Below are 25,243 nucleotides of genomic sequence, written 5' to 3' on the forward strand. Positions count from 1 at the left end.
CCGCAGCCACGGCCCTGGCAGGCGCTTGTTTGCCGCCGCGGGGACGCGCGGGTTTTGATTTTCTGCTTTGCCCGTCATGCCATCTGGTACGCCAGGGCATGCTGGCTTTGCGTGGATTTTTTGAACCTCCCCCGCCATGCAGCGCCCGCTTTCGGGTAAGCCTGCATGCCGCTGCGCACCACTTTGGTGAACAACGGCTGTCATCCGGTCCATGTGCGCCTCTTCACTGGCACATCGAGCAGGCATTGTTATTGCTGAAGGTATGGCCAACCGGGCCGTACACACGGCCCCTCTCCCTGCTTTGATTCGAGGAGCCTCCATGAAGAAACGATCCTTCCTGCACGCCGCCGTGATGGCCGCAGCGGCATGCCTGGTGCCCGCAGCCCATGCGCAGACCACGCCCATCAAGTTTCAGCTCGACTGGCGTTTCGAGGGCCCCGCGGCCTTCTTCCTGCAACCCGTGGCCAAAGGCTATTTCAAGGCGGCCGGGCTGGACGTGACGGTGGATGCGGGCAACGGCTCGGGGGGGGCCGTGCAGCGCGTGGCCTCGGGCACCTACGACATGGGTTTTGCCGACCTGGCCGCCGTGATGGAGTTCCACGCCAACAACCCCGACGCGCAGAACAAGCCCGTGGCGGTGATGGTGGTCTACAACAACACGCCCGCCTCGGTCATGGCGCTGAAAAAGAGCGGCATCACCAAGCCCGCCGACCTGGCTGGCAAGAAGCTGGGCGCCCCCGTGTTTGACGCAGGCCGCCGCGCGTTCCCCATCTTCCAGAAGGCCAACGGCATCGGCGCCGTGACCTGGACCGCCATGGACCCGCCACTGCGCGAAACCATGCTGGTGCGCGGTGACGTGGACGCCATCACCGGCTTCACCTTCACCTCGCTGCTCAACCTGGAAGCCCGTGGCGCCAAGGCTGCCGACGTGGTGGTGCTGCCCTATGCCGACTTTGGCGTGAAGCTGTACGGCAACGTGATCATCGCCAGCCCCAAGCTCATCAAGGAGAACCCGGGCGCCATCAAGGCGTTCCTGTCGGCCTTCACCAAGGGCGCCAAGGAAGTCATCGCCAACCCCGCTGCGTCCATCGAATACGTGAAGGCGCGCGACGGCATCGTGAACGTGCCGCTCGAAACCCGGCGCCTGCAACTGGCCATCGACACCGTGATCAACAGCCCCGACGCGCGCGCAGAGGGCTTTGGGAAGGCCGTGCCCGGCCGCCTGTCGCTGATGGCATCGCAGGTATCCGATGCGTTCAACACCAAGACCCGTGTGAACGCCGACGATGTGTGGAACCCCAGCTTTCTGCCCAGCACGGCCGAGCTGAACATCCTTCCGAAAAAGTGACACCCCCTGAGTCGCTTCGCGCCTTCCCCCTCTCTCGACTCGCTGCGCGAGTCGGGAGGGGGACGCCCCCGGTGCACGCCAGCGAAGCGCCGCCTACGCGGTATGGCGGCCCTTGCACGGGGGCGCTGGCCTGCGCCGCGCCCAGCATCAATCTCGGCGCACAAACACTACTCACTACGGACCTCTGATGCAGGCTGCTGATTCCTATTTTGTGGACTTCCGCGATGTCTGGCTCGCCTACAACGACGAGCTGCGTGCGAAGAACCAGTTTGCGGTCGAAGCCATCGACCTGCAGGTGCGGCGCGGCGAGTTCATCGCCATCGTCGGCCCCTCGGGCTGTGGAAAGTCCACCTTCATGAAGCTGGCCACGGGCCTGAAGATGCCCTCCATGGGCAAGATTTTCATCGACGGGCAGCCCGTGACGGGGCCGCTCAAGGTGTCGGGCATGGCGTTTCAGGCGCCCTCGCTGCTGCCCTGGCGCACCACGGTGGACAACGTGCTGCTGCCGCTCGAAATCGTCGAACCCTACCGCAGCCACTTCAAGCAAAAGCGCAAGGAGTACGAAGAGCGCGCCCGTCGCCTGCTGCAAAAGGTAGGTCTGGCAGGCTATGAGGACAAGTTCCCCTGGCAGCTCTCGGGCGGCATGCAGCAGCGCGCCAGCATCTGCCGCGCGCTGATCCACGAACCCAAGATGCTGCTGCTGGACGAGCCGTTTGGCGCGCTCGATGCTTTCACGCGCGAGGAGCTGTGGTGCATCCTGCGCGACCTGTGGACCGAGCAGCAGTTCAACGTGATCCTGGTCACGCACGACCTGCGCGAGTCGGTCTTCCTGGCCGACACGGTGTACGTAATGAGCAAGAGCCCCGGCCGGTTTGTGGTGCGCAAAGAGATCGAGCTGCCCCGCCCGCGCGACCTGGAAGTGACCTACACCAAGGAGTTCACCGACATCGTGCACGAGCTGCGCGGCCATATCGGCGCCCTGCGAAAAGCAGGCGCGCCCATCCAGCAATAAGAACAAAGAAAGCGCCTGATCCCCATGCACAAGAAAACCGTGGAGCGCTGGTCCCCCTGGATCCTGCTCGTCGCCACCATCCTGCTGTGGCAAATCATCTGCTCGGCCGTCAGCATCCCTGAATACCTGTTCCCCAGCCCCTGGGCCATCGGCGTGCAGCTGGTGGAGTTCAGCGGTGTCATCGCAGGCCATGCGTGGCGCACCTTCTGGGTCACCATGGCGGGCTTCGGCATCGCCATCGTCGTGGGAGTGCTGCTGGGTTTTGTGATCGGCAGCTCGCGCATCGCCTATGCCGCCGTGTACCCGCTGATGACGGCCTTCAACGCGCTGCCCAAGGCCGCCTTTGTGCCCATCCTGGTGGTGTGGTTCGGCATCGGCGTGGGCCCGGCCATCCTGACGGCGTTCCTCATCAGCTTCTTTCCCATCATGGCCAACATCGCCACCGGCCTCGCCACGCTGGAGCCCGAGCTGGAAGACGTGCTGCGCGTGCTGGGCGCCAAGCGCTGGGACGTGCTAACCAAGGTGGGGCTGCCGCGTTCCATGCCCTACTTCTACGGCTCGCTCAAGGTGGCCATTACCCTGGCCTTTGTGGGCACCACGGTGTCGGAAATGACCGCTGCGAACGAAGGCATCGGCTACCTGCTGATCAGCGCAGGCTCGTCTATGCAAATGGGCCTGGCCTTTGCGGGCCTGATGGTGGTGGGCGCCATGGCCATGGTGATGTACGAGCTGTTCAGCTGGATCGAAAAGCGCACCACAGGGTGGGCACACCGGGGATCGCAAAGCGAATGAGGCCGGGATTCAGCGCGTTGACCATGGAACACACGCTTTTTTGAAGCCGCCCAGAATTAGGGGGCCCGCCGGTGGCAGCCAAGCCGTGCGGCAGAGAAAGCAACACGCCCTTCCCGCGACAGACCTCACCCATGCCCTGGCACGCCCATCTGCACATCGACTACACCCTGGAACAGCAGCGCACGGTGGCGCGTTTCAGGCACAGCGGCCCGCTGCGCATTCTGCAAAGCCTGTACCCCGAGGGTGATGGCATCTGACACAACGTGCTGGTGCACCCGCCGGGCGGCCTGGTGGGCGGCGACACGCTGGAGGTGAATGCCACCGTGGGGCCGGGCGCGCATGCCCTGGTCACCAAACCGGGCGCCACACGTTTTTACCGCTCGGCCGGCGAGCAGGCCCTGCAACGCACGCGGCTGGCGCTGGCACCGGGGGCAGAGCGAAAGAAAATGAGAGGATTTTCAATCCAAATTTTTTAATTAGTTACCGAGTCCGTCCTGAACAATTCCGTTCTCAGCAGCAGACAGGTCGGCGGTCAGCGGGTGCAGCGACAAGGGCTGCGATGACTACCTGCATCGACAGCCCGAATCGGGCGCAATAAAACCGCAGCGCGGCCAGGATCAGGCGCAGGTTGTGCCCCGCCCCGCACATCACCCCTCGATCAAGGGCTTGCAGATTTTTCAGGGCGGACTACCAAGAAGGAATTGCCTCAGACCGCTGCCGCGGTCACCGGCAAGCGGACACCGGTCGGGGCGGCGGCACCTGCCACCAGTTCCCCCAGCAGGTCTGCAGTCGCAGCGCTGAGGGTCCATCCCAGGTGTCCATGGCCAGTGTTGTAGAAGACGTTGGCCTGGCGGCCACGCCCTACCTTCGGCATCATGTCCGGCATCATCGGGCGCAAGCCAGCCCAAGGCACGACCTGCCGGGTGGACACGCCTGGGAAGCACTGCTGCACCCAGTCCACCAACGGCCGGATGCGATCAGCGCGGATGTCGCGGTTGACGCCATTGAACTCGGCGGTGCCTGCCACCCTGAAGCGGTCTTCACCCAAACGGCTGGTCACCAGCTTGGTCTCATCGTCCAGCAAGCTGACCGTGGGTGCGGCTCGGCGGCTGGCCTCGTCCAGCAAATTCACGGTAATGGAATAGCCCTTGACGGGGTACACATTCACCCGGTCGCCCAGTTGGCTGGCCAAAGCACGGCTGCCAACACCGGCACAAACCACCACGCCGTCATAGCTCTGCTCTGAGACGCCCTCGGGCCCTTTCAGTTCGATACGGGCTTCGCTGCCGTTGCTGCGCACCGACAGCACGTCCTGGCCGTACTGGCAGTTCACGCCCAGGCGCTCACAAGCCTGCGCCAAGCCCTGCGTGAACCGATGAATGTCGCCTGTGGAATCACTCTCGGTGTAGTAGCCGCCGTAGTAGCTACCCGCCAGCGTGGGCTCGATGGCCGAAATCTCCTGGGGCGTCACGGCCCTGCGTTCCAGGCCTCCGGCGGCCAGCAATTTCGAGACGCGTCCGGCGTGTTCAAAGCCCTTGCGGTCGCGGTAGATGTGCAAGATGCCTTCGCGCCGGTGATCAAAAGCAATGCCCTCGGCCTCAGCCCAGGCGAACAGGTGCTCGCGTGCGGCGATGGCCAGTCGGGCTGTCTCGACGGTGTTGGCTTCGTAGCGCGGAATGCTGGCAATGAACTCGGCGAACCAAGAGATCTTGTGCCAGCTGGGCCGTGGATTGACCAGCAACGGCGCATCACTGCGCAGCATCCATTTCAAGCCTTTCACAAGCGTCGAGGGATGCGTCCAGGTTTCGGCATTGGAGGCAGAGAGCTGGCCACCGTTGGCGAACGATGTCTCCATTGCGGCGTAGCGATGCCGCTCCAGCAGGGTGACGGCGAAGCCGCGGCGGGCAAGGGCGTAGGCAGTGGTCACGCCAGTGATACCACCGCCGATAACGGCAAAACTCTTCATGGAAATACTCCAAACGTCGAGGGAAGACGAGGCCTGCAGCACACCATGCACGGCAGACGCCCCCTCTGTTTGGAGCCTGAGAGATTCACCCAGCGACGCATGCGTAGTGGGCTTGCTCCTGCGGCGGTTTTGGCGGACGAGGCCAAAACACTCTTCAGAGTTGTTGCAGCGAACCGGTCCTTTTGCCTGAGAGTTTCCGGGGCGGTTGCTCCTTCGGCGCCGCGGCATGCGCGGTCTCTCCCGGTTCGTGCGAAGTGAGCAGACTAGCAGAGCTGAGTAGTCAGAGGAAGGGGGGCAACCCTAGAGCCCCGCACATACCCGAGTGAGCCACTCGCGGTGCCAGCCCGGCGCACAACGGCCACATCCCAAGTTAGGCGCAAAACTTGCATGGTCTTGCAAATGCCGACCTATCACGCCCACCCGAGACTTACCCCGCACCCGTCCGACGTGGCGTCCCGATACCCATGAGCTGGCGCGCCTGCTTGGAGCTGCACTACAGCTTGGAATCAGCGCGCACCGTTGCCCGCTATCGCCATGACGGGCCGCTGCGCGTGCTGCGGAGCCTCTACCCCGAGGGCGACACCGTTTGCCACAACGTACTAGTCCATCCGCCGGGCGGCCTGGTGGGGGGCGACACGGTGGAGACCCAGGTGTCGGTGGCGCCCGGCGCGCACGGTCTCGTCACCACACCCGGCGCCACCCGTTTCTACCGCTCATTGGGCGAGCCAGCCCGTCAGCGCGTGCACGCCCGGCTGGAGGCTGGCGCACGGCTGGAGTGGCTGCCGCTGGAGGCCCTGGCCTATAACCAATGCCAGGCTGAAAACCGTGCCGTGTTTGATCTTGCCCCCGGTGCCGAACTGCTGGGCTGGGATATCACCGCGCTGGGCCTGCCCGCGGCAGACCAGCCTTTTGCGCAGGGCTGCTTCACGCAGCATCTGGAGGTGCCGGGCGTCTGGCTGGAGCAGGGCCGCATCGCGGCCGACGACCTTCGGCTGCTCAATAGCCCGCTGGGCCTGGCCGGCCAGCGCTGCCTGGCCACGCTTTTCTTCATGGCAGGCACGCCAATCGAGCGCCAGCGCCGCGACGTCGCGCTCGACGCTGTGCGCCGGGTGATCGACGCGCATCCCTTGCGACTCAGCGCCGGTGCTACCAGCCCGCATCCACAGGTGCTGGTGCTGCGGGTACTGGCACCGCTGGTTGAACCGGTACTGGAGCTGTTGCGCCCGGCCCGTGCAGCGTGGCGCCAGGCACTGTGGCAGATGGACGCTGTGGCACCTCGGGTCTGGGCGACCTGAGCTTGTAGCGGCACGATGCGACCGATGGAGCTCCGAACTCCCCGGCTCAGGCGTCCTGCAACAGGCTGCTCGCGATCGCCGCAGCCGCCGTGCGTGTTTCCACCCCGAGCTTCTCGAAGATGTGCTCCAGGTGTTTGTTCACCGTGCGCGGGCTCATGCCGAGGATGTCGGCAATGTCGCGATTGGTCTTACCCTTGGCGAGCCAGGACAGCACCTCGGTCTCACGCGGCGTGAGGACTGCACCGCTCAGGCGTTTGTGTGCTGCATTCACTGCCGGACCGCCCTGGCGCAACAGGATCATGGTCTCGCCGGGGCCGGTCTGCCCTAGGTATTGGGCCTGCAACTGACTGCCGTTGGGCAGCGGGGTCAGTGTCTCGCCCTGCGTGATGGCAGCCTGCAACCAGCCCTTTAGCGGCGTCACGTCGTCCTGCGGGCCCAGCGCTTCTTCCAGCCAGTGCATGGCCTGCGGCGAACGCCAGGCGATGCGACCCTGGCTGTCGAGCAACACTACACCGAGTCCGGCCACATCCACCGCCTCGCGAGCCAGCCGGCTGACATGCGCATTGCGCAGGTGCGTGGCCAAGCGTGCCAGCACCTCAGGAATCTTCAGCGGTTTGACCACATAGTCCACTCCGCCGCTGGCAAACCCTTCCACGATCTGCTCGGTTTCGGCCAAGCCAGTCATGAAAATCACCGGCACGTGAGCCCAGGAGGGTTCGGACTTGAGGCGGCGGCACAGAGCGAAACCGTTCTCGCCCGGCATGATGGCGTCGAGCAGCACGGCGTCGGGCACCGCCATCTCGAAACGTTCCAGCGCCTCGATGGCGTCGCGCGCCACCAGCACGGTGTAGCCTTCGATTGCCAGCGCATCGCAAAGCATGCGCAGGGTGTCGGGCGCGTCGTCCACCACCAGCACGACGCTGGAGACTGCAGGCGGCATGACGGGTTCAGCTTTCATCTTCGGTTTCTTTCAGGCGTTCGATCAAGGCAGAGAAGTCAAAACGGTCCACGTGCACCGTCAGGCTTTGCAGCACTTCCGCAATCGCCGGCTCCTGCTCGGCAGTGCTTCGCAGCAGGCTGCGCAAGCCACTGGCATTGCCCATGCGAGCCAGGCCGATCAGACTGTGGCGCAGCTCATCGGGCAGTGGCAACTTGTCTGCCGACTCCCGCTTCACCGATGGGACTTGAGGGGTGTGCGGCAGGTTGTGCTCGTGCACCCACTCCAGCTGCAGGACCCGCGCCAGCAGATCCAGCAGCTCGGACTCGATCACTGGCTTGCTCACAAAACCCTGGCAGCCAACGGCTTCCAGCAGCTCGGGTCGGTTCTCGAACGGGTCGGCCGAGACGAAGATGATCGGCAAGTCGGGCCCGACATTGCTGCGGATGAGTTGCGCGGTCTGCCAGCCATTGAGGTCGTCCATGTTGATGTCGAGCAGTACCGCATCGGGTCTGTGCTGCTGCAAGATCTCCAGGCATTCGCGGCCGCTGGCTGCCTCGCGCATGCTGAAGCCCAGCGGCAGCAGCAGGCTGGCCAGCAGCTGCCGCTGGATGGGCTGGTCGTCCACCACGAGCAAGGTGCGGCGAGGGTCGAGGTAGCCGACGATGGGACGCAGGTGGCGCAGGGTGCGTGCGACCGGGGCCTTGATCTCGCGCAAATACAGGCGCACGCTGAAGGTGCTGCCCTGGCCCACGGCGCTGCGCAGTGTGAGCTCACCGCCCATGAGGCTGGTGAGCAGACTGGTGATGGTCAGGCCCAGGCCGGTTCCCGCTTCGCTGGCACGCCGTCCGGCGCTGCCGCGCTCGAAGGGCTGGAAGATGCGCTCCTGGTCTTGCGGGGCGATACCGATGCCAGTGTCTTCCACCTCGAAACGCACCACTTCGTGTCGGCAGTCCACGCGCAGCACGACAGCACCCCGGTTGGTGAAGCGCACGGCGTTGCCCAGCAGGTTGATGAGGATCTGGCGCAGGCGCTTGGCGTCGGCTTGCACCCAAGCGGGTACGCGGCCCTGGGTTTCGAGGCGGAACGCGAGGCCCTTGCCCTCGGCCTGGGGTTGCACCATGCGCGCGAGTTCGGAGAGGAATTCCTGGAAGGGCAGCGGCGCTGGGTCCAGCCTCAAGCGGCCGGCCTCGATGCGGGCCAGGTCCAGCAGGCCGTCGATCAGTGCGTGCATGTGCTGGCCGCTTTGCTGGATGGTCGTGACGGCCTCGCGCGCGCTGCCCTGAAGCTCGCCGCTGCGCAGCAGGATTTGCGAATAGCCCAGGATGCTGTTGAGGGGCGTGCGCAGCTCGTGCGTCATACCGGCCACGTAGCGCGTCTTGGCCTGACTCGCGTTCTCGGCCACCTCCTTGGCGCTTTGCAGCGCGGCGTCGGTGCGCTGGTGGGCGTCGATTTCCTTTTGCAGCAACTGGGTCTGTCGCTCAGATTCGTCGTGCGCCATGCGCCGGCTTTCGTTGGCCAGCACCAGCCACCAGGCCCACACCGCGGCCAGTAAAGCAAGCAGCGAAAACACTTTGACAAAGGGGCCACGCAACGCGTCAGGCGGCGCGGCCAGGCTCTCCTGCATGTAGACCACACCCAGCACAAAGGCCATGACGGCGCAAAGGGAGAGGAAGACCGTGAAGTACTGGCCGACGCGGAAGTTGAAGCGGTTGTTCAGGCTGGGGGGCAGGATGGCTGCGAGCGCGGCGCGCACCTGGTCAGCCGCGCGCGCCTGGGTCTTGCAGCGATCATGGCAGCGTGATTCGATCGAACAGCACAGCGAGCAGATCGGCGCACCGTAGGCCGGGCAGGCAGCCATGTCGGTGCTCTCGAACGGGTTTTCGCAGACGCTGCAGCGCACGAGTTCACCGACCTGCCAGGGCGAAGGATCGCGGCGCGCAAGGTAGTAGCGCCCCCGGGTGGCCCAGGCCAGTAGCGGCGCCGTGACCATGGCGGTGAAAAGCGCGATGAAGGGCGCGAAGGCGGCCGCGTATTCGCCCAGCCAGCCAAAGTGGGCCACGACCGCGAGCACCACGGCCAGTCCCATCGCACCCAGGCCCACGGGGTTGATGTCGTAGAGGTAAGCGCGGCGGAACTCCACGCCCTTGGGGCTCAGGCCCAGCGGCTTGCTGATGACCAGGTCCGCCACCAGCGCGCCCACCCAGGCGATGGCCACGTTGGCGTACAGGCCCAGCACACGCTCGAGCGCGCCGAAGACGCCCAGCGTCATGAGCAGCATGGCGATGATGACGTTGAACACCAGCCAGACCACGCGGCCCGGGTGGCTGCGCGTGAGCCGCGCGAAGAAGTTGCTCCATGCCAGTGATCCGGCATAGGCGTTGGTGACGTTGATCTTGACCTGCGAGATCACCACGAACAGCACCGTGAGCAGCAGCGCAGCCGTTGGGTCGCTCAGTGAGCGCAGGTAGCCCACCAGGTACATCTGCGTGGGCTCTGCAGCGTGCAGCGGCGATGTGCCGTACTGCAGCGCGACGAAGGCCAGAAAGGCCCCGCCCAGCATCTTGAGCATGCCCGGAAAGATCCAGCCCGGGCCCGCCACGAGCACTGCGCCCCACCAGCGCCAGCGGTTGGCCGAGGTGCGTGCAGGCATGAAGCGCAGGTAGTCCACCTGCTCGCCGATCTGCAGCACGAGCGCGAAGGTCACCGCGGCGGCAGCGCCGAACATCAGCGGCTCGAAGTCGCTGCTGCCCGAGGTCAGTCCGGACAGGCCCGTGAACTGAACGTAGAAATCGGGCTGGGCCAGCGCGAACCATGCGAAGGGCCACAGCAACAGCACCACCCACAGCGGCTGGGTCCAGGTCTGCAGGCGGGAGATGAAGGTGATGCCGTGCAGCACCATGGGGATGATGACCAGCGAGGACAGCACGTAGCACCACACCAGCGGCCAGTCCAGCACCAGCTGCAGCGCCTGCGCCATGATGGCCGCCTCCAGGGCGAAGAAGATGAAGGTGAAGCTGGCGTAGATGAGCGAGGTGACGGTAGAGCCCAGGTAGCCAAAGCCAGCGCCGCGCGTGAGCAGATCCATGTCCAGCCCATAGCGTGCCGCATAGACGGCAATGGGCAGACCCGTGAGGAAGGTGACCAGGCCCATGACCAGGATAGCCCAGAGCGCGTTGGAAAAGCCGTAGTTCAGCGCGATGGCGCCGCCGATGGCCTCCAGCGCCAGAAAGGACATGCCGCCAAAGGCTGTGCTGGCCACGCGCAGCTCGCTCCATTTGCGTGCACTCTGGGGCGTGTAGCGCAGCGCGTAGTCCTCCAGCGTCTCGTTGGCTACCCAGGAGTTGTAGTCGCGGCGGATGCGAAAGATCTTTTGTGGTGCGTGGTTCATGCCTGCGCTTTTTTGGTGCATGCACTGTCAATACCAGTGCACAAGCAAGAACCGTACTCAGGGGTGTGCGCAGCCCGCGTACGTCAATTGACGTATGGGCCGTGGAGAGGGTTGTCCCTAATCTCAAGGCCGTGGTGACGCCGTGTCGCCCAGCACCTCCCGCAGGTGTTCTTGGTTCCCAACTCTTCTCTTCAGGAGTGCCCCATGAAAGACCAGACCGATCCGTCCCTGCTTCACCCGTCTGCTGCCGCCGACCTTCAGCGCCGCCGCCTTCTGCAGGCCATGGGCGCCATGTCCGTGGTCGGTCTACCCGGCATAGCCATGGCCCAGCAGTTCCCCACCGCCAAAGTCAACACGACCAAGCTCGCCGTGACCGACACCGAGGTGGTGGTAGGCCAGTTGCACTCGTCTTCCGGCACCATGGCCATCTCTGAAACCGGTTCCATCCAGGCCGAGCAGTTGGCCATTGACCAGATTAACGCCATGGGTGGCATCCTGGGCCGCAAGATCCGCGTCATCAAGGAAGACGGCGCCTCCGACTGGCCAACCTTCGCCGAAAAGTCGAAGAAGCTGCTGGTCAACGACCATGTGGCCGCGGTCTTCGGTTGCTGGACCAGCGCCTCGCGCAAGGCCGTGCTGCCGATCTTCGAGAAGGAAAACGGCCTGCTGTACTACCCCACCTTCTACGAAGGCCTGGAGCAGTCCAAGAACGTGATCTACACCGGCCAGGAAGCCACACAGCAGATCATCTACGGTCTGGACTGGGGCGCGAAGGAGAAGAAGGCCAAGACCTTCTTCCTGGTCGGCTCGGACTACATCTGGCCGCGTACCTCGATGAAGATCGCGCGCAAGCACATCGAGAGCGTGGCCAAACTGGGCAAGGTGGTCGGCGAGGAGTACTACCCGCTGGGCAACACCAACTTCAACTCACTGATCAACAAGATCAAGGTTGCCAAGCCGGACTGCATCTTCGCAGCCGTGGTGGGCGGCTCCAACGTGGCGTTCTACAAGCAGCTGAAGGCCGCCGGCATCACTGGCGACAAGCAGTTCCTGCTGACGCTGTCGGTCACCGAAGATGAGATGACGGGCGTGGGCGGCGAAAACTTCGCCGGCTTCTACAGCTCGATGAAGTACTTCCAGACCCTGGACAACGAGAACAACAAGAAGTTCGTCGAAGCCTTCAAGGCCAAGTACGGCAAGGACGCCGTCATCGGCGACGTCACGCAGGCGGGCTACCTGGGTCCCTGGCTGTGGAAAGCCGCCGTCGAGAAGGCGGGCAGTTTCGACGTTGACAAGGTGGTGGCCGCCTCGCCAGGCATCGAGCTCAAAACCGCACCCGAAGGCTATGTCAAGGTGCACCAGAACCACCACCTGTGGAGCAAATCGCGCATCGCCCTGGGCAACAAGGACGGCACCTTCAAGGTGGTGTCCGAATCGCCCAACCTGATCGAGCCCGATCCGTTCCCGAAGGGCTATCAGTAAGCAGGAATCCCCGCGAGGGGGTGCCGGTGGCGGCCATGGTTGCAGCAACGGATGGCCGCCACCCTTGTTCTCAGACAGACAGGTGACGCCATGGAATTTTCGGAAATGCTCAACATCGCCCTCATGCAGGGCTTCGCAGGACTGAGTCTGTTCTCGGTGCTGCTGCTCATGGGCCTGGGCCTGGCCATCATCTTCGGCCAGATGGGCGTGATCAACATGGCCCACGGCGAGTTCATGACCATCGGCGCCTACACGGTCTTTCTCTTTTCCACGCTGACAGAGAAGTTCGCACCCGGCTTTATGCCCCACTACTTCCCGCTGTCCATCGGTGTGGCCTTCATCTTGGCCTTCATCGCCGGCTGGCTGGTGGAGTGGGGCCTGATCCGCTTTCTCTACAAGCGCCCGCTGGACACGCTGCTGGCCACCTGGGGCCTGAGCCTGGCCATCCAGCAGGTGTTCCGTTCAGCCATCGGACCCAAGGAAGTCAGCCCTGCGCTGCCCGAATGGCTCATGGGCTCTTGGGCTCCGGCCCCGGGGTTGGACATTCCGATCAACGGCCTGTTTGTGCTGGGCCTGACGCTGCTGGTCACCTGCGGCGTTCTACTTGCCCTTTACAAGAGCCGCTGGGGCCTTCGGGTGCGCGCCACGGTGAGCAACCGCACCATGGCCAACGCCATCGGCATCAACACCAGCAAGACCGACCGCCTGACCTTCGCCATCGGTTGCGGCATCGCTGGTGTGGCGGGGGCTGCCTTCACCACCATCGGCTCCACGGGGCCGACCAGCGGCTCGCTCTACATCGTCGATTCCTTCCTGGTGGTGACTTTTGGTGGTGCCGCCAGCCTGCTGGGCACCGTGGTATCCGCCTTCGGCATCGCGCAGACGCAGTCCATCAGCGAGTTCTTCATCAGCGGCTCCATGGCCAAGGTGCTCACGCTGTCGTTGATCGTCGTGATTCTGATGATCCGCCCGCAGGGCCTGTTCGCCAGCAAGGTGCGCCGCTGATCCAGCCCCCAACTTCGGAGTCCCATCATGAACAAGTTCACCGCATGGATCAACAGCAAGGGGCTGAGCAGCGTGCTCATCCTGGCCGTCGTGCTGCTGGTCCTCTTCCCGCTCGCCTTCGACATCTTCCGTCTCAACCTGGTGGGCAAGTACCTGACCTACGCCTTCGTGGCGCTCGGTCTGGTCATGCTCTGGGGCTATGGCGGCGTGCTGAGCCTGGGCCAGGGGGTCTTCTTCGGCCTGGGCGGCTATGCCATGGCCATGTTCCTCAAGCTGGAGGCTTCCGACCCCGAGAGTACCAAGATCCAGTCCACACCCGGTATTCCAGACTTCATGGACTGGAACCAGCTCACAGAGCTTCCCCTGTGGTGGCAGCCCTTCGAACACCTGCCCTTCGCGATGATTGCCGTTGTCGCCATTCCCACGCTGCTGGCTTTCATCATCGGTTATGCCATGTTCAAGCGGCGCGTAGGTGGCGTGTACTTCGCCATCATCACCCAGGCGGTAGCTCTGATCCTCACGGTGCTCATCATCGGCCAGCAGGGCTACACGGGCGGCGTTAACGGTATGACCGACCTCAAGACGCTGCTGGGCTGGGACATCCGCACCGACAGCGCCAAGTACATCCTCTACTACGTCTGCGCCCTGATGCTGCTGGGCAGCATCGCACTGTGCCTTTGGGTGCAGAAGAGCAAGCTGGGCACCCTGCTGCTGGCCATGCGCGACAAGGAAGACCGGGTGCGCTTCTCGGGCTACGACGTGGCCATGTTCAAGGTCTTCGTGTTTTGCCTGGCGGCAGCGCTCTCAGGCATTGGCGGGGCACTGTTCACGCTGCAGGTGGGCTTCATGTCGCCGTCTTTCGTGGGCATCGTTCCCTCGATCGAGATGGTGATCTACGCCGCAGTGGGTGGGCGCATGAGCCTGGTGGGCGCGGTCTACGGCGCACTGCTGGTGAACTTCGGTAAGACCTACTTCTCCGAGAGCTTCCCCGACCTCTGGCTGTTCCTGATGGCCGGGCTGTTCATCGGCGTGACCATGGCCTTCCCCGACGGGCTGGCTGGCGTGTGGGAGAAAAAAGTCAAACCCTGGTGGGCGCGCAAGCAGGCCGAGCGCCTGGCCATCCGCGCGGCCGTAGCGCGCGATGCTGCCACGCCGGCGACCCCCACTGACGACATCAACGCGCCGAGTACTGTGCGTCCGCTGCATGCCACCCCCACGGGTCAAAACGCCTGAAATCCCAGGAGTCCATCATGAGCAACACCGACTTCGCCGTGGCCATCGAAGACCTGACGGTCTCCTTCGACGGCTTCAAGGCCATCGACAACCTCACCCTCTATATCGACAAGAACGAGCTGCGCGTGATCATCGGCCCCAACGGCGCGGGCAAGACCACGCTGCTGGACCTGATCTGTGGCAAGACCAAGGCCAGCAGCGGCAGCATCAAATTCAGGAACGAGGAACTCACCGGGCTCGACGAGCACATCCGCGTGCGCCGCGGCATCGGCCGCAAGTTCCAGACACCCTCGATCTACGAGAACCTCTCCGTCTTCCAGAACCTCGAGGTTTCCTACCCCGCCGGTCGCTCGGTCTTCGGCGCCCTCGCCTTCAAACGCACCGACGAGGTGAAGGCGCGCGTGCAGGTAGTGGCCGAGGAGATCGGCCTGGCCGACGCCCTGGAGATGGAATCTGGCCTGCTCTCGCATGGTCAGAAGCAGTGGCTGGAGATCGGGATGCTGCTGATGCAGGAGCCCGAGCTACTGATGCTCGACGAGCCCATTGCCGGGATGAGCGCCCGCGAGCGCGAGCTGACAGCCGAGCTGCTCAAGCGCATCTGCAAAGGCCGCTCGGTGATCGTGATCGAGCACGACATGGAGTTCGTCAAGCAGATTGCGCACAAGGTCACCGTGATGCACCAGGGAAAGATCCTCGCCGAGGGCTCCATGGAGGCGGTGCAGGCTGACCCCAAAGTGATCGACGTCTACCTGGGCCACTGATTTCTCCGGAGAACACACCATGCTCAAAGTCACCGACATGTACACGGCCTATGGCCAGAGCGAAGCGCTGCACGGCATCTCCTTCGAAGGGCACAAGAACGAGACGGTTGCCATCATGGGCCGCAATGGCATGGGCAAGACCACGCTGTTTAAAAGCCTCATGGGTGTGCTGCCGCTGAAGTCCGGTCGCATCGAAGTCGCGGGCCAGGACGTCTCTAAAGACGAAAGCTACCAGCGCGTCGCCAAGGGCATTGCCTACGTGCCTCAGGGTCGCATGATCTTCCCCACGCTCACGGTGGAGGAGAACATCGAGACCGGATTGGAGAACTCCAGAACCAAGCAGATCCCGGACGAGATCTACGCGCTGTTCCCCGTGCTGTGGGACATGCGCCGGCGCAAGGGCGGCAACCTCTCGGGCGGGCAGCAGCAGCAGCTGGCGATTGCCCGCGCCTTGGTGACCGACCCCAAGGTACTGCTGCTCGACGAGCCCACCGAAGGCATCCAGCCTTCCATCATCAAGGACATCGCCAAGGCGCTTAACGAGATCCGCAAGCTGCGCGAGATCACCATCGTTGTGTCCGAGCAGGTGCTGTCCTTTGCCATGGACGTGGCCGACCGCCTGTTCGTCATCGAAGGCGGCCGCCTCGTGCACGAGACGCTGCGCGAGCAGACCGACGTCAATCGCATCAAGTCCTATCTCTCTGTCTGAAATCCATCCGTCTGATCCATCCGTTTTCTTTCGTCCTCAAGGAGCATCACCATGGCTGACACCCTCATCAAAGTTGATCTGACCCAACCCGCCCCAAGCAACCCGCTGGTGCACAACCGCTGGCACCCGGACATCCCGATTGCCGTGTGGGTCAAGCCAGGCGACGACTTCATCCTCGAGACCTACGACTGGACCGGCGGCTACATCAAAAACAACGACAGTGCGGACGACGTGCGTGACGTCGACCTCACCACCGTGCACTACCTCTCAGGCCCGGTGGGCGTGCAGGGCGCAGAACCTGGCGACCTGCTGGTGGTGGACCTGCTGGACATCGGCGCCAGGGACGACAGCCAGTGGGGCTTCAACGGCTTCTTCAGCAAGCAGAACGGCGGCGGCTTCCTGACGGACCACTTCCCGCTGGCGCAGAAGTCGATCTGGGACTTCAACGGCATGTTCACCAAGAGCCGCCACGTGCCGGGCGTGGAATACGCCGGCCTGATCCACCCGGGCCTGATCGGCTGCCTGCCCGACAAGAAGATGCTCGACGAGTGGAACAAGCGCGAGGCCGAGTTGATCGCCACCGACCCCGACCGCGTGCCCGGCCTGGCCAACCCCCCCTTTGCGGCCACCGCGCACTGCGGCAAGGCCCAGGGGGATGTTGCCAACAGAGTGGCCGCCGAAGGCGCCCGCACCGTGCCGCCTCGCGAGCACGGTGGCAACTGCGACATCAAGGACCTGTCGCGCGGCTCGCGCATCTTCTTCCCGGTCTATGTGGATGGCGGCGGCCTGAGCGTGGGCGACCTGCACTTCAGCCAGGGCGACGGTGAGATCACCTTCTGCGGTGCTATCGAGATGGCTGGCTGGGTCCACATGCGCGTCAACCTCATCAAGGGCGGCGTGGCCAAGTACGGCATCAAGAACCCGATCTTCAAACCCAGCCCGATCACGCCCAACTACAAGGACTACCTGATCTTCGAAGGTGTCTCGGTCGACGAGCAAGGCAAGCAGCACTACCTGGATGTGACCGTGGCCTACCGCCAGGCCTGCCTGAACGCCATCGAGTACCTGAAGAAGTTCGGCTACAGCGGCGCCCAGGCCTACTCCATTCTCGGCACAGCACCGGTGCAGGGCCACATCAGCGGTGTGGTGGACGTACCCAACGCCTGCGCCACGCTGTGGCTGCCGACCGAGATCTTCGACTTCGACATCAACCCCACGGCCGCCGGCCCGGTGAAGTTCATCGACGGCAGCGTGCAGATGCCGATCTCGCCCGACAAGAAGTAAGCCCCAGGAGCCCTGCATGCCCACCTATGACTACGCCTGTCCGGACTGCGGCGGCTTCGAGGCGCTGCGCAGCCTGTCGCAGCGCGATGAGCCTTGCAGCTGCCCGGACTGCGGCACTGCCTCCACGCGCGTGTTCGTGGCTGCACCACGCCTGGCTTGCCTGAGCAGCGAGACGCGCCGCGCGCACGAGACCAACGAACGGGCATCGCATGCCCCGCGTTCCTCGCGCGATGGCTCGTACGGGCGGCTCAAGCACCCGGCAGGGTGTGGTTGTTGCTCGACCAGCGGCAAGCGTGGGGCCACGGTGACGGCGCCCAATGGCGCCAAGGCCTTTCCCTCCAAGCGGCCTTGGATGATCAGTCACTGAGGTTTCTTCTTTTGTTGTCGTGCTTCTTTATGTGCGCCTCTTCTTCCCCTCCCTATCCCCCCGCCCCTTTCCGCCCCGCGGCGGTGGAAAGGGGCGAGGGGGGGATAGGGGGTGGGAAAAGCAGCCTCTCATACCAACCCAATAAACGAAACACTCACTCCGAAGGAGAAAAGACATGATCCACGGCGATATTTCCAGCAGCAACGACACCGTCGGCGTTGCCGTCGTCAACTACAAGATGCCGCGCCTGCACACCAAGGCCGAAGTGCTGGCCAATGCACGCAAGATCGCCGACATGGTGGTCGGCATGAAGCAGGGCCTGCCCGGTATGGACCTGGTGATCTTCCCCGAGTACAGCACCCACGGCATCATGTACGACGCCAAGGAGATGTACGACACCGCCGCCGCCGTGCCGGGCGAGGAGACCGCCATCTTTGCCGAGGCCTGCCGCAAGGCCAAGGTCTGGGGCGTTTTCTCGCTCACCGGTGAACGCCATGAAGAGCACCCGAACAAGGCGCCCTACAACACACTCATCCTGATGAACGACCAGGGCGAGATCGTGCAGAAGTACCGCAAGATCATGCCCTGGGTGCCGATCGAAGGCTGGTACCCCGGCAACTGCACCTATGTGAGCGAAGGCCCCAAGGGCCTGAAGGTCAGTCTCATCATCTGCGACGACGGCAACTACCCGGAGATCTGGCGCGACTGCGCCATGAAGGGCGCCGAACTCATCGTGCGCTGCCAGGGTTACATGTACCCGGCCAAAGACCAGCAGGTGCTGATGGCCAAGGCCATGGCCTGGGCCAACAACAGCTACGTGGCCGTGGCCAACGCCACCGGCTGGGATGGCGTCTACAGCTACTTCGGCCACAGCGCGCTCATCGGCTTCGACGGCCGCACGCTGGGTGAATGCGGGGAAGAGGAAATGGGCGTGCAGTACGCAGCGCTGTCCAAGAGCCTGATCCGCGACTTCCGCAAGAACGGCCAGAGCGAGAACCACCTGTTCAAGCTGCTGCACCGTGGCTACACCGGCAAGATCAATTCCGGCGAAAGCGGGGATGACGCCAAGGGGGTAGCCGCCTGCCCGTATGAGTTCTACGGCAAGTGGATCAGCGACCCCGAAGGCACACGCAAGCAGGTCGAGTCGTTCACGCGCTCCACCGTCGGCACGGCCGAGTGCCCGATTGACGGCATCCCGAACGAGGCCCCCAGCCACCGCTGAGCCACCACCGCCGGCCCGGTGCCCGGGCCGGCATGTCCCCTGTTGTCCCGAGGCTGCGCCGTGTCTGCTCCTGCCCCTGTCTCCGATCCGCTCGCGGCTTACCGCATCACCGAAGCGCCCTACTACCGCCCATGCAGTGGCGAGGTGGCGCTGTACCAGCACGCCTACGCCCACCGCCTGCCGCTCATCCTCAAGGGGCCGACCGGCTGCGGCAAGACACGCTTCGTGGAGTACATGGCCTGGAAGCTCGGCCGCCCGCTGGTGACACTGGCCTGCAACGAGGACATGACGGCGGCCGACCTGGTGGGTCGCTGGCTGCTCGACGCCGACGGCACGCGCTGGCACGACGGGCCGCTCACGCTGGCGGCGCGCCATGGCGCGATCTGCTACCTCGATGAGGTGGTGGAGGCGCGCCAGGACACCACGGTGGTCATCCACCCGCTGACCGACGCGCGCCGCATGCTGCCGCTGGACCGCAAGGGCGAGCTGGTGCACGCCCACCCAGACTTCCAGCTTGTGGTCTCCTACAACCCGGGCTACCAGAGCGCGGCCAAGGACATGAAGCCGTCCACCCGCCAGCGCTTCGCGGCGCTGGAGTTCGACTACCCCGACGCGACGGTGGAAACCGAGATCGTGGCGCACGAGGCTGGTATCGACGCCGCGCTGGCCGCGCAACTGGTCGGCGTGGCGCAGGGCTCGCGTGCGCTGCGCCAGCAGGGCCTGGACGAAGGCATCTCCACCCGTATGCTCATCTATGCCGGCATCCTGATCCGCGACGGCGTGGCCCCGCGCGACAGCTGCGAGATGACACTGACGCGCGCGCTGACCGACGACCCGGACCTGCTGGCCGCGTTGCGCCAGCTCGTGGATGCCCACTTCCCCTGAGCCGCGATGTGCCGCGATGTGCCGCGCCGACGCTGACACCCCCACCCTTGCCGCGCTGGGCCTGCTGCTCGGTGGTCTGAGCCGGCGCACGCTCACGCTGCAAACACTGGCCGGCGCCTCACCATCGCCGTCTGCGGCCCCGCGCGCCGTGCTCAGTACGACGCACCTGCTGCTGCCGGCGGCGGTCATGCAGGATGCCACGCTGGCACGCGCGGCCATTGCCCACGCAGCGGCGCACCTGCTGTATTCGTCACAGGCCCAGTCTGCGGGCACGCTCAAGCCACTGGGCCTGGCCGTGGCGTCAATGATCGAGGATGCGCGCGTTGAAGCGCTGTTGATGCAGCGCCTGCCCGGCGTGCGCCGCTGGTTCCTGCAGGCCCAGCCGGCGCACGACCCGCACGGGCTGGACGTGCCCAGCCTGCTGGCCCGCCTGGGCCGCGCGCTGCTCGACGACAGCTATGCCGACGGCAACCACTGGGTGCACAAGGGCCGCACACTGTTTGCCGCCACCCGCCATGACCACGGTCTGGCGGACCACGCCGCCTTCCGGCGCCTGGCCTCCATCCTCGCCAACGACCTGGGCCAGATGCGCGTGCGGCTAGACCCGCAGCAGTGCGTGGTGCCGGCCGCCTACCGCGACGACCATAGCTACCTTTGGCAGTACGGCGCCACGGCCGACGACACCACCGAAGCGCTGCAGGTACCCGCCGCGCCACCCCCGCCCGCCGACGCGTCAGCGGCCGACACTCCGCCGACCGATGCCGAAGAACAACCCATCGACGAGGGCATCTGCCACCTCTACCCGGAATGGGACTACCGCCTGCAGCGCGAACGCACCGACTGGTGCACCGTGCGCGAGGTCGTGCCCCCGGCCGCAACACTTCACGGCTTGCCGCCCGCACCCGAGCCCACCACGCCCTGGCGCAGCCGGCGCCGTCTGAGCCGCAACCAGCGCCTGCGCCGGCAGTGGGAAGGTGAAGAGCTCGATCTCGACGCCGCCATCGATGTGCAGGTGGAACGGCGCCTGGCGCTGGCACCCGATGGGCGGCTGTTCGTGCGCCCCGGCATCGAGGCGCCGCGCTGCAGCGTGCTGGTGTTGCTCGACCTGTCGGCCTCCACCGGCGACGTTGCCGCCGGCAGCACGCAGCCCTTGCTGGCCGTCGAGCAGCAGGCAGCGCTGCTGCTGGCGCGTGCCGCCCAGGCCGGGCACGACCGCATCGCCATCCACGGCTTTGCCTCCAACACCCGCGCTGCGGTGCAATACCTGCGGCTGCTGGACTTCGGCACGCCGCTAGATGCGGTGCACACGCAGCGCATCCTGGGCACCCGCGCTGCCGGGTCCACCCGCATCGGCGCTGCGCTGCGCCATGCCACGCGCTGCCTGCTGGTCGAGCCCGCCGGCCCGCGCGCCATCGTGCTCATCACCGACGGCGCACCGTCGGACATCGACGTGTTCGATGCCCGCTACCTCACCGAAGATGCCCGCGCCGCCGTGCTGGCCGCGCGGCGCCTGGGCGTGCAGTGCCAGGGCCTGGTGGTCGACCCCGGGGCTGACGCCTACGTACGCCGCATCTTCGGCTGGCGTAACTACCGCGTGGCCGAGACCGCCGCCCAGTTGCCGCGCCAGTTGGGCGAACTCTACGACCGACTGGCAGCACGCTGAGCCCCGGCCATTAACCCACCTCGTCTTGCACTCCAACATGGTGCGCAGCACCACTGTGGTGCGCGCTGGCGTGCGCACCAAGCACGGGCGTGCCCGCGGCCTCGCCATCCCGTGGGCGCCCTGGCAGCCACAAGAAGGCGGCACGGCAATTGCATGAACGAGCACCATGGAACCGCCCCCGCGTTCGGCCTGCCTTGGCCGCCGCGCGGCCTGATGTGGAAGCGAAGCGATATGGAACTGACTCCCCGCGAAAAAGACAAGCTGCTGATTTTCACCGCCGCCCTGCTGGCCGAGCGCCGCAAGGCCCGGGGGCTGAAGCTCAACTACCCCGAGGCGGTGGCCCTGATCAGCGCCGCCGTGATGGAGGGCGCGCGCGATGGCAAGACCGTGGCGCAGCTGATGAGCGAGGGCCGCAGCGTGCTGACCCGTGCCGACGTGATGGAGGGCATCGCCGAGATGATCCCGGACATCCAGGTGGAGGCCACCTTCCCCGACGGCACCAAGCTCGTCACCGTGCACCAGCCGATCGTCTGAACCCCCTTCTACTTTCTATTCCCCCTCTTCTCTCTGTGGAGCCCACATGCGCATCGCCCTCTCACACCGCCACACGGCCGCTCTTCTTTTCATAGCTGCTAGCGCCCTCAGCACAAGCGCCAGCGCCCATACGGGCGCAGAATTCCACATCCACAACAGCTTCCTCAGCGGCTTGGCCCACCCGCTCCTGGGCCTGGATCACCTGGCCGCCATGGTGGCCGTGGGCCTGTGGAGCGCCCTGGCTGCGCGCAGCGCCGGGCGCGATCTGCTGTGGGGCCCCGTGGGCTTTGCCGCCATGCTGCTGGCGGGCGCCGTGCTGGGCTTGCAGGGCATGGCACTGCCTGCGGTGGAGCCCATGATTGCCGCGTCGCTGCTGGCCACCGGGCTGCTCGTGGTGTCGCGCCTGCGCGTGCCGGGCCTGGTGGCGGCGCTGGGCGTGGGGGTGTTTGCCGTGTTCCACGGCGTGGCCCACGGCGTCGAGCTGGCAGGCAGCGACAGCGCCTGGCAAACCCTGGCGGGCATGCTGGCCGCCACCGTGCTGCTGCATGGTGCGGGGCTGGCCGCAGGCTGGGCGCTGCGCCAGCGCCACGCATGGCTGGCGCGGGCCACGGGCGCGGGCGTGGCCGCGTTCGGTGGCGCGCTGCTGGCGCACATGGCCTGAACCATCGACCGGCTACCAGGAGCACGCAATGATCCCCGGCGAACTCTTCACCGATGCGGGCCACCACCCGCTCAACACCGGCCGCCGCACGCTGACCCTCGTGGTGCGCAACACCGGCGACCGCCCGATCCAGGTCGGCTCGCACTACCACTTTGCCGAGACCAACAAGGCCCTGGGCTTTGACCGCGCCGCCGCGCGCGGCATGCGGCTGAACATTGCGTCGGGCACTGCCGTGCGCTTTGAGCCCGGCCAGGAGCGCACCGTGGAGCTGGTGGACTACGCCGGCGAGCGCCGGGTGTACGGCTTCCAGGGCCTCACCCAGGGCGCACTGCAGAACGAAGTTTCAAGCCAAATTGGCCTCTAGCGCTTTCTGGATAAGCGCTAGCAGCTATCAAAAATATAGTCATCAGTTCTTGCGGAGCACACCCACCATGGCAACCATTGGACGACGCGCCTACGCCGAAATGTTCGGCCCCACCGTGGGCGACCGGCTGCGCCTGGCCGACACCGAGCTCATCCTGGAAGTCGAGGCCGACCACACCCTGCGCGCTGGCAGCTATGGCGAAGAGGTGAAGTTTGGCGGCGGCAAGACCATCCGCGACGGCATGGCGCAAAGCCAGCGCACCAACGCACAAGGCGCCGTGGACACGGTGCTGACCAACGCCCTGGTGGTGGACCACACGGGCATCTTCAAGGCCGACATCGGCCTGCGCGCCGGGCGCATCGCCGCCATCGGCAAGGCGGGCAACCCCGACACGCAGCCGGGCGTGGACATCGTCATCGGCCCGGGCACCGAGGTCATCAGCTGCGAGGGCAGCATCGCCACTGCGGGCGGCATCGACAGCCACATCCACTTCATCTGCCCGCAGCAGGTGGAAGAGGCCCTGGCCAGCGGCGTGACCACCATGCTGGGCGGCGGCACCGGCCCCGCTACCGGCACGCTGGCCACCACCTGCACGTCCGGCCCGTTCAACATGGAGCGCATGCTGCAGGCGGCCGATGCCTTTCCCATGAACCTGGGCTTTCTCGGCAAGGGCAATGCCAGCCTGCCCGACGCGCTGCATGAGCAGATCAATGCGGGCGCCATTGGCCTCAAGCTGCACGAAGACTGGGGCACCACGCCCTCGGCCATCAGCAACTGCCTGGACGTGGCCGAGGCCACCGACACGCAAGTCGCCATCCACTCCGACACGCTCAATGAATCGGGGTTTGTGGAGAACACCATCGCCGCCGTGGGCGGGCGCGGTATCTGCGCCTTCCACACCGAAGGCGCGGGCGGCGGGCACGCGCCCGACATCCTGCGCGTGGTGGGCGAGGACAACTTTTTGCCATCGTCCACCAACCCCACCATGCCGTACACGCACAACACGCTGGACGAGCATGTGGACATGCTCATGGTGTGCCACCACCTCGACGCCAGCATTGCCGAAGACCTGGCCTTTGCCGAAAGCCGCATCCGCAAAGAGACGATTGCCGCCGAAGACATCCTGCACGACCTGGGCGCCATCAGCATGATGAGCAGCGACAGCCAGGCCATGGGCCGCGTGGGCGAAGTCATCCTGCGCACCTGGCAGACGGCGCACAAGATGAAAGTGCAGCGCGGTAGCCTGCAAGGCGACAGCGCCCGCAACGACAACACGCGCATCAAGCGCTACGTGGCCAAGTACACCATCAACCCCGCCATTGCCCACGGCATCAGCCACGAGGTGGGCTCGCTCGAAGTGGGCAAGTGGGCCGACATCGTGGTCTGGAAGCCCGCCTTCTTTGGCGTGAAGCCCGCGCTCATCCTCAAGGGCGGCCTGATCGCCATGGCCGCCATGGGCGACCCGAATGCCTCCATCCCCACGCCCCAGCCCGTGCACTACCGCCCCATGTTCGGCGCGTTTGGCGGCGCCATCGCCAAGACCTCGCTCACCTTCGTCTCGCAAGCGGGGCTCCAGGCGGGCATTGGCGAGCGCTTTGGCTTGCGCAAAACCTTGAGCGCGGTGCGCAATATCCGGGGCATCCGCAAACGCGACATGGTGCACAACAGCTACACGCCCCGCATGGAGATCGACGCGCAGACCTACACCGTGCGCGCCGACGGCCAGTTGCTCACCTGCGAACCCGCCACGGTGCTGCCGATGGCGCAGCGCTATTTCCTGTTCTGACGATGATCCAGGTCTCCAAACTCATCCCCCGGGGCCAGGGCCTGGCCCCTGTGCTGATCCAGCGCGCCGCCACCGTCGAACTCGACTGGGACGTGCGCCAGAAAAGCCGCTTCGCTGCCACCGACTCGACCGGGCGCGCACTGGGCATTTTTCTGCCCCGGGGCACGCTGGTGCGCGGCGGTGACGTGCTGGTGGCCGAAGACGGCTCGCTGGTGCGCGTGCGGGCCGCGCCGCAGCCGGTACTGGTCATCACGCACTGCCCCCAGCACGGCACCCCGTTCGACCTGACGCGCGCGGCCTACCACCTGGGCAACCGGCACGTGCCGATCGAGCTGCAGCGCGACCACCTCAAGATCGAACCCGACCATGTGCTGGCCGACATGCTGCGTGCGATGCACCTCATCGTGACAGCGCAAGACCTGCCCTTTGAACCCGAGGGCGGCGCCTATGCCGCAGGGCATGGCGGCGGGCATGACCATGGACACAGCCACGGTCATGGCCACGGTCATGCCCACGGTGACCACGGGCACAGCCACTGAGGGGCTG

The 25,243-nt window shown here is 65.4% G+C and carries 22 protein-coding genes, 1 pseudogene and 1 riboswitch; of the genes and pseudogenes, 20 read left to right on the forward strand and 3 right to left on the reverse strand.

The genetic code is table 11. The features are described 5' to 3' along the window. Positions 1 to 319: 319 nt before the first annotated feature. The 4 genes and pseudogenes from BN2503_RS01490 to BN2503_RS01505 form a co-directional block, all read left to right on the forward strand. Positions 320 to 1,348, forward strand: a complete 1,029-nt coding sequence (locus BN2503_RS01490; protein WP_054254866.1) for an ABC transporter substrate-binding protein — start codon at positions 320 to 322, stop codon at positions 1,346 to 1,348. 187 nt (positions 1,349 to 1,535) lie between these two features. Beyond that, positions 1,536 to 2,360 carry an ABC transporter ATP-binding protein gene (locus BN2503_RS01495; RefSeq protein ID WP_054254867.1) on the forward strand — a complete coding sequence of 275 codons (825 nt, stop codon included), beginning with the start codon at positions 1,536 to 1,538 and terminating at the stop codon, positions 2,358 to 2,360. 24 nt (positions 2,361 to 2,384) lie between these two features. Beyond that, positions 2,385 to 3,152: an ABC transporter permease gene (locus tag BN2503_RS01500; RefSeq protein WP_054254868.1), complete on the forward strand. Its 768-nt coding sequence runs from the start codon at positions 2,385 to 2,387 to the stop codon at positions 3,150 to 3,152. Between the two features lie 131 nt (positions 3,153 to 3,283). Further along, positions 3,284 to 3,586: pseudogene (locus tag BN2503_RS01505) on the forward strand (urease accessory protein UreD); the annotation flags it as partial. A gap of 272 nt (positions 3,587 to 3,858) precedes the next feature. Here the strand turns inward: BN2503_RS01505 and BN2503_RS01510 are convergent. Next, positions 3,859 to 5,118 (reverse strand): D-amino acid dehydrogenase, encoded by a 1,260-nt coding sequence (locus tag BN2503_RS01510; RefSeq protein WP_054254869.1) that lies wholly within the window; start codon positions 5,116 to 5,118, stop codon positions 3,859 to 3,861. Positions 5,119 to 5,282: 164 nt separating this feature from the next. After that, a riboswitch (glycine riboswitch) is annotated at positions 5,283 to 5,371 on the reverse strand. 211 nt (positions 5,372 to 5,582) lie between these two features. On the opposite strand from BN2503_RS01510, the gene BN2503_RS01515 reads away from it, so the two are divergent. Continuing rightward, positions 5,583 to 6,413 (forward strand): urease accessory protein UreD, encoded by an 831-nt coding sequence (locus tag BN2503_RS01515; protein ID WP_054254870.1) that lies wholly within the window; start codon positions 5,583 to 5,585, stop codon positions 6,411 to 6,413. A gap of 46 nt (positions 6,414 to 6,459) precedes the next feature. On the opposite strand, the gene BN2503_RS01520 is transcribed toward BN2503_RS01515, so the two are convergent. Both BN2503_RS01520 and BN2503_RS01525 read right to left on the reverse strand, forming a co-directional pair. Next, on the reverse strand, positions 6,460 to 7,371 hold the full coding sequence (locus BN2503_RS01520; RefSeq protein WP_054254871.1) for a response regulator transcription factor: 912 nt from the start codon (positions 7,369 to 7,371) through the stop codon (positions 6,460 to 6,462). After that, positions 7,361 to 10,741 carry a hybrid sensor histidine kinase/response regulator gene (locus tag BN2503_RS01525; protein ID WP_082366464.1) on the reverse strand — a complete coding sequence of 1,127 codons (3,381 nt, stop codon included), beginning with the start codon at positions 10,739 to 10,741 and terminating at the stop codon, positions 7,361 to 7,363. The genes BN2503_RS01520 and BN2503_RS01525 overlap by 11 nt, the downstream gene beginning before the upstream one ends. A 204-nt stretch (positions 10,742 to 10,945) precedes the next feature. On the opposite strand from BN2503_RS01525, the gene urtA reads away from it, so the two are divergent. The 15 genes from urtA (at position 10,946) to ureE (ending at position 25,236) form a co-directional block, all read left to right on the forward strand. Continuing rightward, positions 10,946 to 12,223, forward strand: a complete 1,278-nt coding sequence (urtA, locus tag BN2503_RS01530; protein ID WP_054254873.1) for an urea ABC transporter substrate-binding protein — start codon at positions 10,946 to 10,948, stop codon at positions 12,221 to 12,223. Between the two features lie 90 nt (positions 12,224 to 12,313). Continuing rightward, positions 12,314 to 13,228, forward strand: coding sequence for an urea ABC transporter permease subunit UrtB (urtB, locus tag BN2503_RS01535; protein WP_054254874.1), 915 nt, complete (start codon positions 12,314 to 12,316; stop codon positions 13,226 to 13,228). Positions 13,229 to 13,255: 27 nt separating this feature from the next. Further along, on the forward strand, positions 13,256 to 14,461 hold the full coding sequence (gene urtC, locus BN2503_RS01540; RefSeq protein ID WP_074930081.1) for an urea ABC transporter permease subunit UrtC: 1,206 nt from the start codon (positions 13,256 to 13,258) through the stop codon (positions 14,459 to 14,461). 17 nt (positions 14,462 to 14,478) lie between these two features. Further along, positions 14,479 to 15,222, forward strand: a complete 744-nt coding sequence (urtD, locus tag BN2503_RS01545; RefSeq protein ID WP_054254875.1) for an urea ABC transporter ATP-binding protein UrtD — start codon at positions 14,479 to 14,481, stop codon at positions 15,220 to 15,222. 19 nt (positions 15,223 to 15,241) lie between these two features. Beyond that, positions 15,242 to 15,931: an urea ABC transporter ATP-binding subunit UrtE gene (gene urtE / locus BN2503_RS01550; protein ID WP_054254876.1), complete on the forward strand. Its 690-nt coding sequence runs from the start codon at positions 15,242 to 15,244 to the stop codon at positions 15,929 to 15,931. A gap of 51 nt (positions 15,932 to 15,982) precedes the next feature. After that, positions 15,983 to 17,215: a formamidase gene (gene fmdA / locus BN2503_RS01555; protein ID WP_054254877.1), complete on the forward strand. Its 1,233-nt coding sequence runs from the start codon at positions 15,983 to 15,985 to the stop codon at positions 17,213 to 17,215. A gap of 16 nt (positions 17,216 to 17,231) precedes the next feature. Further along, positions 17,232 to 17,582, forward strand: coding sequence for an FmdB family zinc ribbon protein (locus BN2503_RS01560; RefSeq protein ID WP_054254878.1), 351 nt, complete (start codon positions 17,232 to 17,234; stop codon positions 17,580 to 17,582). 175 nt (positions 17,583 to 17,757) lie between these two features. After that, positions 17,758 to 18,804 carry an aliphatic amidase gene (locus BN2503_RS01565; protein ID WP_054254879.1) on the forward strand — a complete coding sequence of 349 codons (1,047 nt, stop codon included), beginning with the start codon at positions 17,758 to 17,760 and terminating at the stop codon, positions 18,802 to 18,804. A gap of 60 nt (positions 18,805 to 18,864) precedes the next feature. Continuing rightward, positions 18,865 to 19,689: a CbbQ/NirQ/NorQ/GpvN family protein gene (locus tag BN2503_RS01570; protein WP_082366462.1), complete on the forward strand. Its 825-nt coding sequence runs from the start codon at positions 18,865 to 18,867 to the stop codon at positions 19,687 to 19,689. Further along, entirely contained in the window at positions 19,673 to 21,352 is a 1,680-nt protein-coding gene (locus BN2503_RS01575; protein WP_233494977.1) for a nitric oxide reductase activation protein NorD, read from the forward strand. Before BN2503_RS01570 ends, BN2503_RS01575 begins: the two co-directional genes overlap by 17 nt. A gap of 231 nt (positions 21,353 to 21,583) precedes the next feature. Then, the gene (locus BN2503_RS01580) at positions 21,584 to 21,886 is read left to right on the forward strand and encodes an urease subunit gamma (RefSeq protein ID WP_054254907.1); all 303 of its coding nucleotides are present in this window, start codon (positions 21,584 to 21,586) and stop codon (positions 21,884 to 21,886) included. A gap of 46 nt (positions 21,887 to 21,932) precedes the next feature. Then, a complete protein-coding gene (locus tag BN2503_RS01585; protein WP_054254881.1) occupies positions 21,933 to 22,547 on the forward strand; it encodes a HupE/UreJ family protein in 615 nt (204 codons plus the stop codon). Positions 22,548 to 22,575: 28 nt separating this feature from the next. Further along, positions 22,576 to 22,911, forward strand: a complete 336-nt coding sequence (locus BN2503_RS01590; RefSeq protein ID WP_054254882.1) for an urease subunit beta — start codon at positions 22,576 to 22,578, stop codon at positions 22,909 to 22,911. Positions 22,912 to 22,978: 67 nt separating this feature from the next. After that, on the forward strand, positions 22,979 to 24,697 hold the full coding sequence (ureC, locus tag BN2503_RS01595) for an urease subunit alpha (RefSeq protein WP_054254883.1): 1,719 nt from the start codon (positions 22,979 to 22,981) through the stop codon (positions 24,695 to 24,697). A 2-nt stretch (positions 24,698 to 24,699) separates the two neighbouring features. Further along, a complete protein-coding gene (gene ureE, locus BN2503_RS01600; protein WP_054254884.1) occupies positions 24,700 to 25,236 on the forward strand; it encodes an urease accessory protein UreE in 537 nt (178 codons plus the stop codon). Positions 25,237 to 25,243 lie beyond the last annotated feature (7 nt).

The sequence above is a fragment of the Paenacidovorax caeni genome, assembly GCF_001298675.1.
Taxonomy (GTDB): Bacteria; Pseudomonadota; Gammaproteobacteria; order Burkholderiales; family Burkholderiaceae_C; genus Paenacidovorax; species Paenacidovorax caeni.